Source organism: Nocardia sp. CA-119907 (assembly GCF_050955995.1).
Classification (GTDB): domain Bacteria; phylum Actinomycetota; class Actinomycetes; order Mycobacteriales; family Mycobacteriaceae; genus Nocardia.
Window position 1 is genome coordinate 9,304,038 of record NZ_CP192091.1, and the last position, 18,065, is coordinate 9,322,102.

At 66.6% G+C, this 18,065-nt stretch carries 15 protein-coding genes; 7 read left to right on the plus strand and 8 right to left on the minus strand.

From position 1 onward, the window contains the following. The first annotated feature begins 5 nt into the window (after nt 1-5). The 4 genes from ACQP2D_RS41760 to ACQP2D_RS41775 all read left to right on the plus strand — a co-directional run bounded on the left by ACQP2D_RS41760 (nt 6) and on the right by ACQP2D_RS41775 (nt 5,148). Nucleotides 6-1,148, plus strand: coding sequence for a hypothetical protein (locus tag ACQP2D_RS41760; protein ID WP_433681390.1), 1,143 nt, complete (start codon nt 6-8; stop codon nt 1,146-1,148). A 159-nt stretch (nt 1,149-1,307) separates the two neighbouring features. Continuing rightward, nucleotides 1,308-2,672, plus strand: coding sequence for a S1 family peptidase (locus ACQP2D_RS41765; RefSeq protein ID WP_433681391.1), 1,365 nt, complete (start codon nt 1,308-1,310; stop codon nt 2,670-2,672). A gap of 110 nt (nt 2,673-2,782) precedes the next feature. Further along, complete coding sequence (locus ACQP2D_RS41770; RefSeq protein ID WP_433681392.1) at nt 2,783-4,096, plus strand: S1 family peptidase; 1,314 nt, start codon at nt 2,783-2,785, stop codon at nt 4,094-4,096. 167 nt (nt 4,097-4,263) lie between these two features. Continuing rightward, the gene (locus tag ACQP2D_RS41775) at nt 4,264-5,148 is read left to right on the plus strand and encodes an NRDE family protein (protein WP_433681393.1); all 885 of its coding nucleotides are present in this window, start codon (nt 4,264-4,266) and stop codon (nt 5,146-5,148) included. A 58-nt stretch (nt 5,149-5,206) separates the two neighbouring features. Here the strand turns inward: ACQP2D_RS41775 and ACQP2D_RS41780 are convergent, their stop codons facing one another. Beyond that, a complete protein-coding gene (locus ACQP2D_RS41780; RefSeq protein WP_433681394.1) occupies nt 5,207-5,953 on the minus strand; it encodes a hypothetical protein in 747 nt (248 codons plus the stop codon). 465 nt (nt 5,954-6,418) lie between these two features. Between ACQP2D_RS41780 and ACQP2D_RS41785 the strand changes: the two genes are divergently transcribed. Then, nucleotides 6,419-9,526 carry a heterodisulfide reductase-related iron-sulfur binding cluster gene (locus ACQP2D_RS41785; protein WP_433681395.1) on the plus strand — a complete coding sequence of 1,036 codons (3,108 nt, stop codon included), beginning with the start codon at nt 6,419-6,421 and terminating at the stop codon, nt 9,524-9,526. 74 nt (nt 9,527-9,600) lie between these two features. Here ACQP2D_RS41785 and ACQP2D_RS41790 read toward each other — a convergent pair whose 3' ends face one another. From ACQP2D_RS41790 to ACQP2D_RS41820, 7 genes are all read right to left on the minus strand, one after another. Continuing rightward, nucleotides 9,601-9,756: a hypothetical protein gene (locus ACQP2D_RS41790; protein WP_433681396.1), complete on the minus strand. Its 156-nt coding sequence runs from the start codon at nt 9,754-9,756 to the stop codon at nt 9,601-9,603. Next, entirely contained in the window at nt 9,746-10,213 is a 468-nt protein-coding gene (locus ACQP2D_RS41795; RefSeq protein WP_433681397.1) for a hypothetical protein, read from the minus strand. Before ACQP2D_RS41795 ends, ACQP2D_RS41790 begins: the two co-directional genes overlap by 11 nt. Before the next feature lie 112 nt (nt 10,214-10,325). After that, a complete protein-coding gene (locus ACQP2D_RS41800) occupies nt 10,326-11,150 on the minus strand; it encodes an enoyl-CoA hydratase-related protein (RefSeq protein WP_433681398.1) in 825 nt (274 codons plus the stop codon). Nucleotides 11,151-11,180: 30 nt separating this feature from the next. Next, nucleotides 11,181-11,771 (minus strand): QsdR family transcriptional regulator, encoded by a 591-nt coding sequence (locus tag ACQP2D_RS41805; RefSeq protein ID WP_433681399.1) that lies wholly within the window; start codon nt 11,769-11,771, stop codon nt 11,181-11,183. Nucleotides 11,772-11,773: 2 nt separating this feature from the next. Beyond that, nucleotides 11,774-12,922: an acyl-CoA dehydrogenase family protein gene (locus ACQP2D_RS41810; protein WP_433681400.1), complete on the minus strand. Its 1,149-nt coding sequence runs from the start codon at nt 12,920-12,922 to the stop codon at nt 11,774-11,776. Then, a complete protein-coding gene (locus ACQP2D_RS41815) occupies nt 12,922-14,151 on the minus strand; it encodes an acyl-CoA dehydrogenase family protein (RefSeq protein WP_433681401.1) in 1,230 nt (409 codons plus the stop codon). The genes ACQP2D_RS41810 and ACQP2D_RS41815 overlap by 1 nt, the downstream gene beginning before the upstream one ends. Nucleotides 14,152-14,312: 161 nt before the next feature. Continuing rightward, complete coding sequence (locus ACQP2D_RS41820; RefSeq protein ID WP_433681402.1) at nt 14,313-14,858, minus strand: YdcF family protein; 546 nt, start codon at nt 14,856-14,858, stop codon at nt 14,313-14,315. Between the two features lie 150 nt (nt 14,859-15,008). Here ACQP2D_RS41820 and ACQP2D_RS41825 point away from each other — a divergent pair, with 150 nt between their 5' ends. Both ACQP2D_RS41825 and ACQP2D_RS41830 read left to right on the plus strand, forming a co-directional pair. After that, nucleotides 15,009-16,331, plus strand: a complete 1,323-nt coding sequence (locus ACQP2D_RS41825) for a UDP-glucose dehydrogenase family protein (RefSeq protein WP_433681403.1) — start codon at nt 15,009-15,011, stop codon at nt 16,329-16,331. Nucleotides 16,332-16,527: 196 nt separating this feature from the next. Further along, nucleotides 16,528-17,817 (plus strand): Hsp70 family protein, encoded by a 1,290-nt coding sequence (locus ACQP2D_RS41830; protein WP_433681404.1) that lies wholly within the window; start codon nt 16,528-16,530, stop codon nt 17,815-17,817. Nucleotides 17,818-18,065: the final 248 nt, after the last annotated feature.

Consider the following 18,065-nt stretch of genomic DNA (forward strand, 5'->3'; position numbering starts at 1 on the left):
TGAGGATGGCCACTGGGGTGGGCCTGCGCATCGCCGAGGACAACTGCACAGCGGCCATCGTGACCGATAGCGGCGAACCACAGTTCATAGTCCGTGAGTCGATCCTGCACATGTCCGATGACGGTGACACCGTCCTCGGCGGTCCAGCCCCGGCCGGTCATACGCATTCGATCACCGGTTTCGCCTCCGCGGTAGGCGATCCCGCCGGTATCTCCGTCGACGACGGCGAGGCCTACCGGGCCGAGGACCTGGTCGCGACGGCACTGTTCTGCCTGATCAATCTCACCGCCGAACATTTGAACGGCGCCGCCGAGTTCTACGCGACCTACCCCGCCGAGTGGCCGTCCCAATACGTGCTCTCGCTGCGCGAAGCCCTCGACTACCTCGGTCTGCGTTCGGTATTGCTGGTCAGCGAGGGTGACCTACCCGGCAGCGACGCCGTCGCACCGGAGCAGTCCTACGCCTACGACGCCGCTCGGGCGGCCTTGGCCGCGGTGCTGGCGACACCCGCCGGCGCGACACCGCCGGATCCGAGCAATGCCGAGAATTCGACCGTGGTCACCGACGTCATCCCGGCTGTGCCGGCGCCCGATGCCCAGCCGCAGGCCTATTCGGCGGCGATTCCGATCGGCGAACCGCTCGTCGCGCCGGTCGGCGAACCGCTTGCACCGACCGCCGTCGAGGTGCCCGCGGCCGCGGCCGCCGCCGAAAAATCCAAGGCACCGCGCGTCACCCCACTGCTGATCGGGGTCGCCGCCGTCATCGGCTTGGTGCTCGGGGGCTTGGGCATCTCGGTGCTCTTCCACGACCCGGCGACCCCGGTGCCGCCGATGCGTGATGCCAAATCCGATCAGGTATCGGTGAGCCCGTCGCCGCAACCGCCGGTCAACCTCCCGACCGCGCCGGCCACCACCACCGAACCGCCCGTCGTCATCACCAGCAGCGAGCCGGAGACGACCACCGAGGCGCCGACCACGACGCCGCCGCCGACCACCACCACCGAGCCGCCCGCCACGACGACATCGCCGACCACCACGCGGCCGAGCCGAACCACGACAACACGCCCATTCCCGATGTGGACCGCTCCCGGCTGGACTCCGCAGCCGTGGGAACCGCAGTACACGTTCGACTTCCCATCTCCTCGATGATTTAGTGGGGCCCGACACAGGTTTGTGCCTTAAAGTGATCGGCTGACCGATGTTGTCGGAAAATTTGCGAACAACAGGTCTGTTGCTGGACGAAGACTGTGCGCCAAGCGGATGGCCCACGGACGTAGCTGGCACACCTCGTGCCGACGAAGGGACTTCATGCGCAAGTTGGTGGCGCGTAGCGCCGCGGTCAAGGCGGCCTCGATCGGATTCGCCGCGACCGTATTCATCGCACCCTTACTCGTCACCACCGCCGCTTCGGCAGAACCGACAGCACCAGGGCAGCTGAGTGCGGAGAACCTGCCGCCCGAACTGGTGCAGGCCATCTCCCGCGATCTGAAGATGACGCCTGCGGAGTATCTGGAGCGCTCGGCCAAGGCCCAGCAGCTCAGCGACTACGCGCGCTCGTTCCGCAGCGAACGCCCCGATACCTACGCGGGCGCCTGGATCGGCACCGACGGCAAGCCGGTCGTCGCGGTCACCTCGGTCGATGCCGCCAAGATCGCCGCGGCCGACGGCTATCAGACCCGGCTCGCCCCGGTCTCGGCGAACAGCCTGGAGAACTCACTGATGCAGCTCAATCAGTGGATCAATACGCTGCCGAAGGAGATCTCCCAGTCGATCAACTCCGTCGCGATCGACTTCCTGAACAGCCAGCTGATCATGTCGGTGGCCAATACGCCGGTCGGCCACGCGCTGAACCTGCCGACCCTGATCGCCAACGTCAAGGTCATCCTGTCGCCCAATAGCGGCGGTCCCGTCGAGCGCCGTCCGATGGGCGGCGACACCTACATCACCGCGCCGACCTCGCTGAAGGACACCTCGCTGCGCGGCGTCGATGTCTGCTCGTTCGGCTTCAACAGCGTCGACGCGGCGGGCAACGCGCTGAATATCAGCGCGGGCCACTGCGATCCGAATATCGAGAAGAGCGATCAGCAGGCCGCCGTCTACCTGCCCAATATCCGTGACATCCCGAACAGCATCGAGCTCGGCAACTTCGTCGCGGCGCGCCTGGGCGGCCCGAGCGCGCTCGACTACTCCGTCATCAAGCTGAACGAACGCTCGGTCAACGCGGGTATGGACCAGCCGTCGGTGCGCGGGTCCAATGGCACCACCCTGACCATCACCGGCACCGCCGAGCCGGTCACCGGCGCTCCGGTCTGCAAATCGGGCCAGTCGTCCACCTTCACCTGTGGGTTCGTGGTGGCGGACCGGGTCGAGACCCAGCTCTACACCTCCGAGGGCGTGAGCAAGACGGTGCGCGGCTTCGCCAGTTCGGCCTGCACGCTGGGCGGCGACAGCGGCGGCGCGATCGTCTCCGGCACCCTCGCCCTCGGCATCACCAGCGGTTCCAACGCCGCCGACGCACCCGACTGCAATGAGGCCAATATCGCGCTCGCGCAGTACGGCGGCACCGCGACGCTCGGCATTCCGATCCGCTCGATCCTGGCCGATATCGATGCGTCCTCCGGCGGCGGCGTCGGCAATGGCATCACGGTGCGGACCCGGCTGAACGCCGGGTAACCCGTTGCCGGACACCGGTTCTGCGCGGCGCGGTCCGCCGGATCCACAGTGGGCAGCACAACATCCCGACATGAGTAGGCATAACCGGCCGGACACCTTAAGGTATGGGCATGCTCCTGCCACGTATAGGTCAGTTCCGATCAGCTGCGCGACAGACCCGAGTCCGAAAATCAGTAATCGCCGCCTCGGCGGCGATTCTGCTGTTCGGTCCGACGGCGGCAGTAGCGAACGCGCAACCCGATCAGCCCGCCCTGCCCGCCGAGCTGATCGCGGCGGTCGCGCGTGATCTGAAGATCTCCCCCGAGGAGTACCTGCACCGCGCCGATCTGGCCCAGCAGGTCGCGGCCTTCGCCACCACAGCGCAGCGCCAGTTCCCGCAGGTCTTCGGTGGCGCGTGGCTCGATGACGGCGGCAAGGCCGTGGTGGCGCTCGCGCAGGGCTCCGGCGCCGACGAGGCCCGCAAGGCCGCCACGTCGGCCGGATTCGAGGTCCGCAACGTCGCCAAGAGCGAGGCGGCGCTGCGTGGTGAGAAGAGCGCGTTCGAGCGCTGGCTGGACGGGCAGCCCGAGGCCGTTTCCGCGCTGGTGCGCGGCGTGGTCGTCGACACCGTCAACAACAGCATCGCGGTGCGGGTCGAGCAGGCCGGTCTGCCGATGCCGAACTTCATCGATCCGTCACGGGTCATCGTGATGGCGCCACCGGTCGCCGGTGAGCAGCTGCAGACGACTCCGGTCGCCGGCGCGATGCAGACCGGCCCGCTGGCCGGTGGTGACGCCTATGCCTCGATCGCCGGGAAGACGTCGCTGCGGTGCTCGTTCGGCTTCAATGGCACCGACCGGGCGGGCAATGTCGTGAACATCACCGCGGGCCACTGCAACCCCGACATCGCGTCGGCGGGTTCGGCGAATGCCTCCGGCGTCTTCGAAATGGTCGGCGACCGGCCCGGCGCGCAGCTGGGCACCTTCCAGAAGTCGGTGCTGGGCGCGCAGGACTACTCGATCATCCGGATCAACGACCAGGCCAAGGATCGGTTCACGAACAACTTGGTGCGCCAGCCGGGTGCGCCGGTCGCCATCGAGGGCGTTGCCGTTCCGGTGGTCGGCGCTCCGGTCTGCAAGTCCGGTGCGCGCACCGGCTTCAGCTGCGGCATCGTCAACGCCGTCGACCAGACCGTGCAGGTCGGCGAACGGGAGCTGACCCAGGCCTTCTCCGCCAATATCTGCGCCCTGCCCGGTGACAGCGGCGGCGCGATCGTCTCCGGCCGGATGGCGCTCGGCATTTCCAGCGCGTCGTCGGTTGCCGACTTCCCGATCTGCGAGATCCCGAATCTGATCGGCGCCCTTACCGGCAATGCACCGCAGCTGTTCGCACAGCCGGTCAGCGTGGTGCTTTCGGACAACCCGGGTCTCAAGGTCAACAACTGAGCCCGAACCGACCGGTGGGTACCGGCTAGCCAAGGGCTCGAAAAGGCCGGCAGCGGCGACGCTGTCGGCCTTTTTGCTGTCACTGTGGGCGATCTACTGACCTTGCGCAGCCCTAACGCCCCGAAAGGCCCTTTGGGGCGCGGCCCTGTTCCGGCATCCTGGACTGCATGTGTTTGGTGTTGATCGGTTGGCGGGTGCATCCGGAATTTCGGTTGATCGTCGCGGCCAATCGCGATGAGTTCTACTCCCGCCCGACCGAGTCGATGCGATGGTGGTCCGAGGTGCCGGGACTGCTGGCCGGGCGTGATCTGGGGGCGATCGGCAAACACGCGGGCGATCCGCCGGGGACCTGGCTGGGCCTGACCCGGGAGGCGAAGGGGCGCAATCGATTCGCCACGGTTACCAATGTGCGCAACCCGAAAGCCGAACGCGGTGACGCCCGTTCACGCGGGGCGCTGCTGATGGACTTCCTGCGCGGCACCGATGCCGGCGACGATATCCCGGGTCCGGAGCAGTACGTCCTCGACGTCGCCGCCGCTCCGGATGACTACAACGGCTACAACATGATGGTCTCGGACCTCGAATCGCTGTGGTGGCACTCCAACCGCAGCGCGGTTCCTCCGCAAGAGCTGACACCGGGCTTCCATGGCGTGTCCAACGGTACCTTCGTAACATCGGCCGCACCGGGCTCCGCGGCGGCATTGGGAGCGCCCCAACCCATGTGGCCCAAGGTGCGCAGCGGCGTCACCGATCTGCGCACGGTCGTCGAATCGGATCCGGGAAATCTGGCCCGTTACTTCGAGGTGCTGGCCGATCGCGCCGAGGCGCCCGATGATCTCCTGCCGCGCACCGGAGTCTCGCTGCGCCGCGAGCGCACGCTCTCGGCCAGATTCATCGCCAGCGCACTGCACGGAACCAGGGCGAGCACGGTATTGCTGGTGCGCGAGGACGGCTCGTTCGAAATGGCCGAGCGTTCATTCGGGCGGTTCGGGCGCGGTAAGGGCGAGGAAGTCTTCAGCGGCAGTCTGGATCTGCGCGAGCGCCAGGCCTGAAAAAGCACAACCGGCCTGCCCTCCAGAGAGGACAGGCCGGTTGCGAGTTCGGTTCGAACTAGTTCGGCTGCTGCGCCGGGGCGGGCGCCGCGGCTGCCGCCACCGGCTTCTCGGCCCACTTGGTGGTGCCGTCCGGCGCCTGCAGGGTGTTGAGCAGGTCGATGCCAGCGGCGACCAGCGTCGGACCACCGACGGCGATGGTGCCGAGGATGCCGCCGATGCCGGCACCGATCGGCAGACCGGCGATGCAGCCGACGCCGAACAGCGGAAGCCCGAAGATGCAGCCGACAACCGCACCGATCGCGGTGCCGATGAACCCACCGACCGCGGTCGCGATGCCGAAGTTGCTCGCGAATTCGTTCTGCGCGCGCTGGTTTTCGATCGGCGACGCGACTTCCTTGGCGACGACCGGCTTGGCGACGACCGGCTTGTCCGACACCGTGAGATCCGCGGGCTTCTCCGGGGTGACCTCGAGCACGGTGCCGTCGTTCTTCATATCCGCTTTGACCGGCACGAGCTTGCCGTCGACGTCCACGTTCAGCGGGAAGGAGACGAGGGTGTTGCCCTTGCCGTCACGCACGTTCGCGACCGTGGTCTTCGGGTCGTCGACAGTGGCGCCGGGCTCCTCGGTCAGCGAGAAGGTCCCCCCCTTGAGCGCCGCCACAACGGTCTTGTCCACCAACTTGACGGAATAGGTGACGCCGGGGTCAGCCGGTGCAGCCGGATCGGCATGCGCGGTTCCGAGACCGATGGTCATCGCACCAATGGCCATAACGGCAGCCGCGGTGGTGCTGCGGAGTTTCATTCAGTATCCAATCCATCATCAAGGTTGTCTGCGAGCTGCCTCCGTACACGCGAGAGCGCTCATCAACCCGGAGTGGTCGGCCTCCGGATTCTCCCCGAGCAGTGTGAAGAGCAGGCACAGCAGACAGAACGTCGTGAGCGTAATCCAACCGACATGAAGATGCGAGATCCGTTGGTCATTCTGTGATCTCCGCGTGACTAAGCCTGTCCTTAGCGTCAGAACGGCATTGCCGACTGTTTACGGTGGTTGTCGCCCGAACTCACATCCGAATTGTCGGATCTTCGTGAGATCCATCACAGGCAGAATGCAGGTCAAGCCCCAGGAAGAGGGGGCACTGGCCAACTGCCGATCGTACGATAGGCAGGTAAGTTACCGGTGGGTAACTTACCTGCGGTTAGGATACGAGCCAACTGGGTGGCTGAATCGCCGCCCACGCTCGTGTTGCCTCTAAAGAAAGGTCGCGACATGAATGCCCTGACACTGACGCTGGGCACGATTGGTGTGGCGTTCAGCCTCCTGGGTTGGGCTTCATTCGTCGGCGGCGTCGGCAAGATGACCCGCGCGATCATGATCGGCCAACCCGCGCCGGATCGCTGGCGGCCGTTCTTCCCTCGGCTCAAGACGATGATCGTCGAATTCCTCGCCCACACCCGGATGAACAAATTCCGCACGGTGGGCTGGGCGCACTGGCTGGTGATGATCGGCTTCCTCGGCGGTTTCATCCTGTACTTCGAGGCGTACGGGCAGACCTTCGATCCCGAATTCCACTGGCCGATCCTCGGCAGCTGGGGCATCTACCACCTGTGGGACGAACTGCTCGGCATCGGCACCGTGATCGGCATCCTCGTGCTGATCGCCATTCGCCAGCTCAACCACCCGCGGGTGCCGGAGCGGCTGTCGCGATTCAGCGGTTCGCAATTCGGTCCGGCCTATGTCATCGAGGCGATCGTCTTCCTCGAGGGCATCGGCATGGTCATGGTCAAGGCGGGCAAGATCGCCACCTACGGCCACTCCGAGGCGTGGACCGACTTCTTCACCATGCAGGTGGCCAAGCTGCTGCCGTCCAGCGTGGCGATGGTTGCCGTCTTCGCGTTCATCAAGATGGTGTCGGGCAGCACCTTCCTGCTGCTGGTCGGTCGCAATATCAACTGGGGTGTGGCCTGGCACCGGTTCGCGGCCTTCTTCAACATCTACTTCAAGCGTGAGGACGACGGCAGCGTCGCACTCGGCGCCGCCAAGCCGATGATGTCCAAGGGCAAGCCGGTCGATATGGAGACCGCCGACCCGGATGTCGACACCTTCGGCGCCGGCCGGGTCGAGGACTTCTCCTGGAAGGGCTGGCTGGACTTCACCACCTGCACCGAATGCGGTCGCTGCCAGTCGCAGTGCCCGGCCTGGAATACCGGTAAGCCGCTCTCGCCCAAGCTGCTGATCATGTCGCTGCGAGACCACGGCGTCGCGAAGGCGCCGTACCTGCTGGCCGGTGGCCGCAAGGATATGGGCGGCGACGAGGTCGGTCTGGTCGATGCCGACGGCAAGCCCGATGAGCGCAAGCTGGCCAAGATTTCCGCGGCGGCCAAGGCCGAGGCCGAGCGTCCGCTGGTCGGTGGCGAAGATCTCAACGGCATCATCGATCCGGAAGTGCTGTGGTCGTGCACGACCTGTGGTGCATGTGTCGAGCAGTGCCCGGTCGATATCGAACACGTCGACCACATCATCGATATGCGCCGCTACCAGGTGCTGATCGAATCGGAGTTCCCCTCCGAGCTGGCCGGGTTGTTCAAGAATCTGGAGAACAAGGGCAACCCCTGGGGACAGAATGCCAAGGACCGGTTGAACTGGATCAACGAACTCGACTTCCAGATCCCGGTCTTCGGTCAGGACGCCGACTCCTTCGACGGCTATGAGTACCTGTTCTGGGTCGGCTGTGCGGGTGCGTACGAGGATCGCGCCAAGCGCACCACCAAGGCGGTCGCGGAACTGCTCGCCACGGCCGGGGTGAAGTTCATGGTGCTCGGCGCCGACGAGACCTGCACCGGCGACTCCGCCCGGCGCGCGGGCAACGAGTTCCTGTTCCAGCAGCTCGCTGCCCAGAACATCGAACTGCTCAACTCGGTTTTCGAAGGCGTCGAACAGTCGCGCAAGAAGATCGTGGTCACCTGCGCGCACTGCTTCAACGCGTTGAACAATGAGTACCCGCAGGTCGGTGGCAGCTATGAGGTGGTGCACCACACCCAGCTGCTGAACCGGCTGGTGCGGCAGAAGCAGCTGATCCCGGTCGCGTCGGTATCGCAGAACGTCACCTACCACGACCCGTGCTACCTGGGCCGCCACAACAAGGTCTACAACGCACCGCGCGAGTTGATGGAGGCCTCCGGGTCCACCCTGGTCGAAATGCCGCGCCACGGCGAGCGCTCCATGTGCTGTGGCGCCGGTGGCGCCCGCATGTGGATGGAGGAACAGCTCGGCAAGCGCATCAATATCGATCGCGTCGACGAAGCCCTGTCCACCCTGGGCGGCGGCAATGAACCGTCCAAGATCGCGACCGGCTGCCCGTTCTGCCGGGTCATGCTCACCGACGGTGTCACCGCACGCAAGGACGGCGGCGAGGTCGGCCAGGGCGTCGAGGTCGTCGATGTCGCCCAGCTCATGCTCGATGCCATCGACCGCGTCGATCCGGCCACCCTGACCGAGAACCTGACCGTGGTGCAGGAACCGAAGACGGCCCCCGAGCCGGAACCGGCCGCCGCACCCGAACCGACCCCGGTCGCCGAGGCCGCGGCCGAGCCGAAGGCGGCACCGGCCGGTGGCGGCCTCGCGATGAAGGGCGGCGGCAAGGCGCCCGGTGGTCTCGGCATGAAGGGCGCGGTCAAGGCACCCGGCGGCGGGCTCGGGATGAAGGGAGCCGCGAAGGCACCCGGAGCCAAGGCACCGGCCGCGGACACGGAGGCGACTTCGGCTCCGGCCGCACCGGTCAAGGGCCTCGCGATGAAGGGCCCCGCCAAGGCACCCGGCGGTCTCGGTATGAAGGGTGGCGCGAAAGCCCCCGGCGCCAAGGCGGCCCCCGCCGCTGCCGCGAACGAAGCGGCCACGGCCGCCGAGGCACCGGCCACGCCCGCGGCCCCGGTCAAGGGCCTGGCCATGAAGGGCCCGGCGAAGGCACCCGGCGGTAAGGGCCTGGCGATGAAGGGCGCCGCGAAGGCACCCGGAGCCAAGGCACCGGCACCCGCGGAAGCGACTGCCGCTCCTGCCCCGGCCGCACAAGCACCGGCCGCCGAACCGGTTTCGGCCCCCACCGAAACCAAGCCGTCCATCCCCGCCAAGGGCCTGGCCATGAAGTCCGGCTTCAAGCGCCCCGGCCCGAAGGCTCCCGGCGCGGCCGCACCGTCGACCCCGGTCGAATCCTCACCCGCCGCGGAAACCGCTGCGGCCCCCGTGGATTCGACCCCGGAGCCGGACCAGCCCACCAACGGCACCTCCGGCAACGGCGCCCCCGAAGTCACGCCCCCGGCCGCCAAGCCCGGTGGCCTTGGCTTCAAATCCGGGGCCAAGGCTCCCGGCCGCAAGAACTGACGGGTAGCGGAAGCCAATCGGCCCGGGTGCGCAGTGCGCACCCGGGCCGATCGCTGTTCAGGCGCTGAACGCCGTCATTCGGTCTCCTTCGGATATCCGGTCGAACAGCGTTCGAGCAAGACCCGCCCGGCCGTCTTGCCGCCCTTCTCCCCGGGCTCGACGAAGTACCAGAGTCTCCCGCCATCGGTGAACTTGTACTCACCGCATCGCGTCGTCGGCTCACTCGCCACCCTCGGGAGGTGGCACCGACACAGGCACTTCCAGATATTGCAGATCCGAGCCGTCGACCCGGATCCTGGGATCCGCATATGCGGCAGCGGTGTCCCGCCACGCCGCCAAGGTTGTCGTCAGTCGATCAAGCCTGCCAACAGCGAGACCACCGCGGGCGTTGTTGAGGAAGTCCGCAACGAACTCAGGTCGCTCCGAAGCGGGAAGTAGCTCGATCCACGGGAAAGCGATCGTGAGTCGACCGACCAGTCGCTCCAGCGTCTCATCGTCCAACGCGATCGCGAGCAACTGGGTAAGCGCCCCGAGCGTCGCCTCCTCCGCTGCCGCGGCGGCAGCATCGGACAGCCGAACCGGAGGCGCGGAACGGCGCACGAGGACCACATCTCCGTGCTCTTCCATCGCCTCGATGACCCGGTTGGGGTCGCGTAGGAACTCCGACCAGGTTGCCGTCACGCTCATGTTTTCATGATATCAGAACTAGTTCTGATATCGGCCGGTGATCGTCGGGTGCCATACCTGCCGCATACGGCGGAGACGAGCAGTTCGACCATGGCGGTGGCCTAACCCGGTCCTATGTCAACCAGGCGTCGAGGGACGGGAGTTCGGTGGCGACCTTGCCGGTGAATGTGGGTGGGCGCTTTTGCAGGAAGGACATGATGCCTTCGCGCAGGTCGGCGCTGGAGAAGGCGTAGGAGATGAGGCGGGCGTCGAGGGTGAAGACGTCCTCGGGGGTTTTGTCGCCGGACATGGCGACCAGACCGCGCCGGATGGCGGCTATCGAGACCGGGGCCACCTGAGTGGCCAGTTCCGTGGCGAGGGCGTGCGCGGCGGGAAGTAGGTCTTCAGGGGCGTGCAGACTGGTGACGAGGCCCGCGGCCAGCGCCTCATCGGCACCGAAGACGCGGCCGGTGATCATCCATTCCTTGGCCTTCGCCAGGCCGACAATGCGGGGGAGGAACCACAGCGAGCCGCCCTCCGGAAAGAGGCCGCGGCGGGCGAAGACGAATCCGAAGCGGGAATCCGTTGCGGCGAGGCGGAAATCGGCGGCCAGCGTCATGGACAGGCCGACGCCGACGGCGGCGCCCTGCATGGCGACGATCACCGGTTTATCGAGGTCGGTCATCGGCCGGACCACGTGGGTGGACCACTCGACCCAACCGGGTGCGGTGACATCCTCATCGGAGCCGCCCGCCGTGAGATCCATGCCGACGCAGAAATCCTTTCCCGCCGCGGCGAATACGACGGCGCGCACGTCATCGTCGCGATCGGCGACGGTGAAGGCGGCGCCCAGTTCATCGGCCATTTCGGTGGTGAAGCCATTGCGGGCGTCGGGTCGGTTCAGGGTGATGGTCGCGACCGCGTCCGTCACGCGGTAGGTAATGGTGTTGTAGGACAATTCGACTCCTGGAAGGTTGGGGCGGCGGAATCAGCGCTTGCCGGATGCGGCCGAGACGAGCAGCTCGACCATGGCGGTGGCCTTTTCCGACCGCGGCGGATCGCCGGTAATGACATCGCTCCAGACGAAGGCCTCGCCGAGACGCACAATCGCGTAGGCGAGATCGCGGATCTCGATGCGCGGATCGAGATCGGGCAGTCCGGCCAAACGTGCCGCGGCCCAGTCGATCATCCGGCCCTGGACGACGCTGTAACCGGAGGTCAGCACGCGCAGGCCGTACTCCGGATCGTCGGCGACGAATCGGGACAGCGGTTCGAAGGTGCGCACGGTATCGGCCAGCCTGCCGAAATTGCGGACGAAACGTTCGGCAGGCGCACCGTATCCGCGGGCCTCGACCCGGGTGATCGCCTCCTCGATGATCCGCCACACCACCTCGCCGATCACCACTTCCCTACTGCCCCACCAGCGATACAGCGTGGCACGGCCGATGCCCAGCTCGCGGGCAAGCTGGCGCATATCGATGCGGCGGCCGTCGAGGAACCAGCGGTGCGCGAGGTCGATCACGTCCTCGCGCGCCGGCTTCGGCGATACCGCCACCGATGAGCCCGCGGCGTCGGACACGGTTATGGCCTCGTCAGCGCGGCGTAGCGGGCCAGATGTTGGTCGCTGGAACCGAATTCGTGCTCGATAGCGGTCAGGCGCTTGAAGTAGTGGCCGATCGCCAGTTCCTCGGTCATACCCATCGCACCGTGCAATTGCACCGCGTTCTGCCCGATGAATCGCGCGGCCCGGCCGATGGTGACCTTCGCGGCCGAGACCGCCCGCGCCCGGTCCGCCGCGGTCGCCCCCAGCGAATAGACGGCCAGGTACACCGCGGCGATGGCCTGCTCGAGTTCGATGTACATATCGACCATCCGATGCTGGAGCACCTGGAAGCTGCCGATCGGCTGGCCGAACTGCTGGCGCTGTTTGGTGTATTCGACGGTGTCCGCCAGTACCTTCCGCATGCAGCCGACGGCCTCGGAGGCGATCGCCGCGATCGCCTCGTCCACGGTGACATCGATCGCATCCCACGCCGCGCCCTCGTCGCCCAGCAGCGCGGCGGCGGGCAATCGGAAGCCGGTGCAGGTGATGTCGGATCCGACCCGGTCATCGATCGTCCGGTAGGAATGCACTTGCACACCGGCGGGCGGGTTCGCGGCGTCGAATTCGGTGAGGAACAGCGAAATGCCGTCCTTATCGCGCCGAGCACCGGCGGTGCGCGCGGTAATGAGGAGATGGGTCGCCAGCGGCGCACTGGTCACGACCGTCTTGACGCCGTCGATCAGCCACGAATCACCATCGCGGCGCGCGGTGGTCGATATGTCGTGCAGCGTCTGCCCCGAGGTCGGCTCCAATGCGGCGAAGGCGATCCGCGCGGCACCGGAAACGATCTGTCGCAGTACGGAATCGGCGAGTTCACCGCCGCAGCGATTCAGCAGACCCGCGCCGACGACCACGGTGTCGACAAAGGGCTCGACGACCAGCGCACGGCCGAGTTCCTCGGTGATGATCATCAACTCGACCGGACCGCCGCCCATACCGTCGACCCGCTCGGGCAGCATGGCCCCGAGAATGCCCAGCTCCTCGGCGAATCCGCGCCAGACCCCCGGCTGCCAGCCGATATCGGATTTCGCCGCGCTGCGACTCTTCGCCAATTCGTAGCGGGCGCCGAGAAATCCGGCCACCGCATCGCGGAGAAGTTCCTGCTCATCGGTGAAGGTGAAGTCCATCAGAGCCCCAATGCTGCCTTGGCGAGGATATTTCGCTGAATTTCATTGCTGCCCGCGTAGATCGAGCCGGCGCGGTCGTTGAAGTAGCGCAGCGGTGCGACCGCCTGCCAGTCCTCGCCGCTGTGATAGCCATCCGCGGGCGGGGTGAATTCGGCGATCGGCCCGCCGGGTTCGGTGGCATGCGGCTGATAGACGCGACCACGCGGACCGGCCGCCTCCAGCGCCAATTCGGTGAGCTGCTGACTCAACTCGGTGGCCAGAATTTTCAGCATCGAGGAGGCCGGGCCGGGATTCTTGCCCCGCGCCATCGCCGAAAGCGTGCGGTACTCCAGGATTTCGAGCACCTCGGCGCGAATTCGCGCCTGTGCCAATTTTGCCGCGAATGCCGCGTCATCGATCAGCGGATTGCCGTCGGGTCCGGTCTGCCCGGCCGCCGCGGTCGCCACCTCCTGGGCCATGACCTGCAGCATCGGCGAGGCCGCGCCGCCGCGCTCGTGGACCAGCAGATATTTCGCGACGGTCCAACCGTCATCGATGCGACCGAGCACATTGCTCTTGGGCACCCGGACGTTATCGAAGAAGACCTGGTTCTGCACCTGTTCGCCGGAGGTCATCACCAGTGGGCGGATCTCGATGCCGGGCGTGGTCATATCGATCAGCAGGAAGGTGATGCCCTGCTGCTTCTTGCCCTCGCGCGAGGTCCGCACCAAGCAGAAGATCCAATTCGCCTCTGTCGCATGGGTGGTCCAGATCTTGCTGCCGGTGCACACGAAATCCGCGCCGTCATCGACGGCGGCCATGGTCAGCGATGCCAGGTCCGATCCGGCCTCCGGCTCCGAATACCCTTGGCAGAAGAAGATTTCCCCGGTCAGGATGCGCGGCAGATAGAAGTCCTGCTGCTCCGGCGTGCCGAAGGCGATGATCGCGGGCGCGACCATCCGGATCCCCATCGGTGACAGCGTCGGCGCACCGGCGAGCGTCGATTCGCGGTTGAAGATGTAGTGCTGGGTGAGGCTCCAATCGCAGCCGCCGTGTCGCACCGGCCAGGCGGGCGCGGCCCAGCCGCGCTCGTGCAGGATGTGCTGCCACCGCATGCTGGCCTCATGGTCCGGATACACACTCGTCGCCAAGCGCCCGGCCCGCCGTAGTTCCGGTGTCAGCTTCTCGTCGAGAAATGCGCGAACCTCGTCGCGGAAGGCCAGATCGGCCGCTGACCAGTCGTAATCCATCTGCCCTCCCGGAGGGATATGCGTCTTCGCATCCGTGCGGCCATACGCCCCACGAGACACAATGTACGACTGTCTCACTCCGAAATCAAACTGAAGTCACCCGACAGCACTTGATGCCCGAGCCATGTCGAACGAGCCGCGCAACCCCCGATAACGCGGCGCTAGCAGTCTTCGAACAAGGCCTTGAGGTAACCGGCGGATTGATAGACGTAGTCGTAGACCCAGCGCCGAATCGAGATATGCGGTTGCGGGTCCACCATGAGAAGCTCACCGTCCCAGCATTTTCCGAGGACGTACCGGGCCCGCGAAATATGCGGGGTGAAGGTGATGACGATGACGCGGTGCCAGTTCTCAGCGGCGGCGAGTCGGGCGAGTTCACGCCCCTCGCCGCGGGTGGTGCGCGGCGACGGATCGAAGCAGGTGACCTGGAAGCTGTAGCGGCTGTGGCAGATTCGATTCATCAGTGCGCTGTCCTCATACGGATCGGAGAACAGCACCCGGGGTGCGTAACCCGCGCCGGCCAGCCGCAGCCCCAGCTTTTCGCGCCCGTCGTGCGCGCCGCCGAGCACCAGGATCGCATCGGCCTGCGCGGGCGCGTCGACCCGAGGTCGGACGTACACCGGCCACAGACCCGCGATCAGAACCACCAACGCAACGCCGAGCACCAACCAGACGTTGCGTGCCCGGTTCTTGCGGCGGCCTCGCACAAGATCGATGGTAACTGGCGCTTCGCCAGAGCAGTTCGCGCATGTCAGCGGGGCCATCGACGATTCTCGTCGCCACCTGTACATCTGCTGTTGCCGAGACCCTTGCCTCACTGACCAGCGGTGGCCATCGTCGGGTCCTATCAATCGATCATGCGATGCACAGTCTTCGGAACCGGGTACCTCGGGGCCACGCACGCTGCGTGCATGGCCGAACTCGGGCACGACGTGATCGGCGTGGATATCGATCCGGGCAAGGTCGCGAAGCTGTCCGATGGCGTGGTGCCGTTCTATGAACCAGGGCTCGAGGAGGTGCTGCGGCGCAACCTCGATGCGGGTCGGCTGCGGTTCACCACCTCGTACGCGGAGGCGGCGGCCCACGCGCAGGTGCATTTCCTCGGGGTCGGGACGCCGCAGAAGAAGGGCGAGTACGCCGCGGACCTGAAATATGTACACGCCGTGGTCGATACGCTAGCGCCGCTGCTGGAGCGGCCGTCGGTGATCGTCGGGAAGTCGACGGTGCCGGTCGGGACCGCGGCCGCACTGGGCGAGCGGGCGCGGGCGCTCACCGACGCCGAGGTCGAGGTGGCGTGGAATCCGGAGTTCCTGCGTGAGGGCTTCGCGGTGAAGGACACACTGCGCCCGGATCGACTGGTACTCGGCGTGGACGGCGAGCGCGACAGCGCCGCCTGGGTCGAGGAATTGGTGCGCGAGATCTACGCCGACCTGATCGCGGCCGAGGTGCCGTTCCTGCTGACCGATCTGGCCACCGCCGAACTGGTCAAGGTCTCGGCGAATGCCTTTCTCGCGACCAAGATTTCGTTCATCAACGCGGTTTCGGAGGTCTGCGAGGCGACCGGTGCGGATGTGACGATGCTGGCCGACGCACTCGGCTACGACGCGCGCATCGGCCGCCGATTCCTCAATGCCGGCCTGGGTTTCGGCGGCGGCTGCCTCCCCAAGGACATCCGCGCGTTCATGGCGCGCTCCGGTGAACTCGGCGCCGACCACGCAGTGGCATTCCTGCGCGAGGTCGACAACATCAATATGCGCCGGCGCACCAAGATGGTCGATATGGCCACCCGGGCCTGCGGCGGATCGCTGCTCGGCGCCAATGTCGCGGTGCTCGGCGCGGCGTTCAAACCCGAATCCGATGATGTCCGTGACTCGCCCGCACTGAATGTGGCCGGAATGATCCAGCTGCACGGCGCGGTGGTGACGGTGTACGACCCGAAGGCAGCGGAGAACTCGCGACGGGTCTTTCCCACTTTGAATTACGCGACATCGGTGACGGAAGCCTGCGATCGCGCGGATGTGGTGCTCGTGCTGACCGAGTGGGACGAGTTCGTCACATTGCGTCCGCAAGACCTCGATCCGGTGGTCCGGAACCGGTCGATCATCGACGGCCGCAACTGTCTCAATCGTGCCACCTGGAGAGCCGCTGGATGGGTGTACGCCGGACTCGGCACACCGTAGAGTTGCCTGCGACGCGGGGGCGATGCCGGAGCGACCAGGTCCTGCCTTCGGCACTGTCGGACGTCGGCGGTATGGTCCCGAGGGCGGGCCAATCCACCGGCGAGCGGCGCAGGCTCGCATGTCGTGATGTGTGAAACGGGATGGGCAGCTGATGAGTTCGGTTCTGGGTGTTTCGGTGGGGGCCGGTGCCGTTCGTATGGCACGACCACACGCCGGGAACCCCCACGGCCCGGTTGCGCCGCATTCCTTTGATCTACAGACCATTCCGGTTGTCGAACATCAGGTGGAGGAGCTGGCGGCCGAGGCGATCGGCGTCACACTGGAGTCCATGCCCGGCATCGCGGCCACCGCGATCGCCTACCGCAGTGAGCAGCATGCCAGGGCGCTGCGGGCGGCCATGGCACGTCAGCAGCTCACCAATTACGAACTGGTGCCCGAAATCGTCGCGGCGCTCGAATTCGCCCAGTCCACCGGGGATATTCGCGGCATCTCCTCACTGGTCGTCTACGACCTCGGCAGCTCCGGACTGACGGTCAGCGTCGTCGACACCCAGACCCGCGAGATCCGCCACAGCGAACGCACCAGCGATATCAGCGGCGACTACCTCGATTCGCTGATCCGCGAACAGCAGATCGCCTCCGGCCGGATCGCGCATCCGCCGGATTCGGCGGGACTGGCCGCCCTGGACGCGCTGTGCCGCGAGGCCAAGGAACAGCTGTCGACGAATACCGCGGTGGCCCTGCCCAGCGAACAGGGTCTGGTGCTGCTCGCCCAGGAGAATTTCGAAGCCCTCATCATGCTGGCGATCGAATCGTCGGCACGCATGGCGCGTGATGTCATCGTGCGCTCCGACCGTCCGGTGCACGGTGTGCTCGCGATCGGCGGCTGCGCCCGAATTCCGCTGATCGCCAAGGTGCTCGAGCGGTGGATGGGTGTACCGGTCATCGTCCCCGACAGCCCGGAGACCGTGGTCACCCGCGGCGCCGCCATGCTGGCCCGTCCGATTCGCACCGTCGTCGCCACCCCGCAGCACCACGCACCGGTCGCGGGTCGGCTGCTCGATGACGACGAACTCTCCCCCGCCTGGCTATCCGCACCGCCCAAGGGCCGCCGCAGCAAGCGGGAGATCAATGGCGCGGTTTTGACCGTCAGCGCACTGGCCGTCGTCGCCGCCATCGGACTCGGACTCGGCTACGGCCCGCAGGTCCTCGAGCGCGATTCGCAGAGCAGCGACCACCCCACCTCGGTCGCCCCGACCAGCGCGCCGCGCACCACCACCCTCGACCCGCAGATCGCCGTCGCTCCGGGCAGCACCACCGAGACCAGCGAATCGCTGGCCGCACCGCCGCCGCGCCGGACGACGTCGACAACGGAGCCGTCCCCCACACCCGGCCCGAATACCATTGTCGTGCCAGGTCTTCCGCCGATCGTGGTGCCGACCATTCCGCCGGAGATCTTCCCCTTCCCGCCGCCCGGGCCGCGCTGAGCCCGGTGCGGCAGGGCGGACGATCGGTTACCTGCGAGGACCGGAACTGTCGTCGCCCCAGTGGTCTTCGTAGCCGCTGGGATCGGGGGTGCGATAGCCACGGGGGTCCGTGTCGTAATCGGGTTCGTACTCTCGCGGATCGCTGCGGTAGCGGCGATTGCGTTCGTATTCCTGGGGTTTCGGTTGCTCGTCCCAGGAGATCCGCCGGTGCGAGCCGGTGCCCGACTCGTCGATCCGCTGACGTCCGA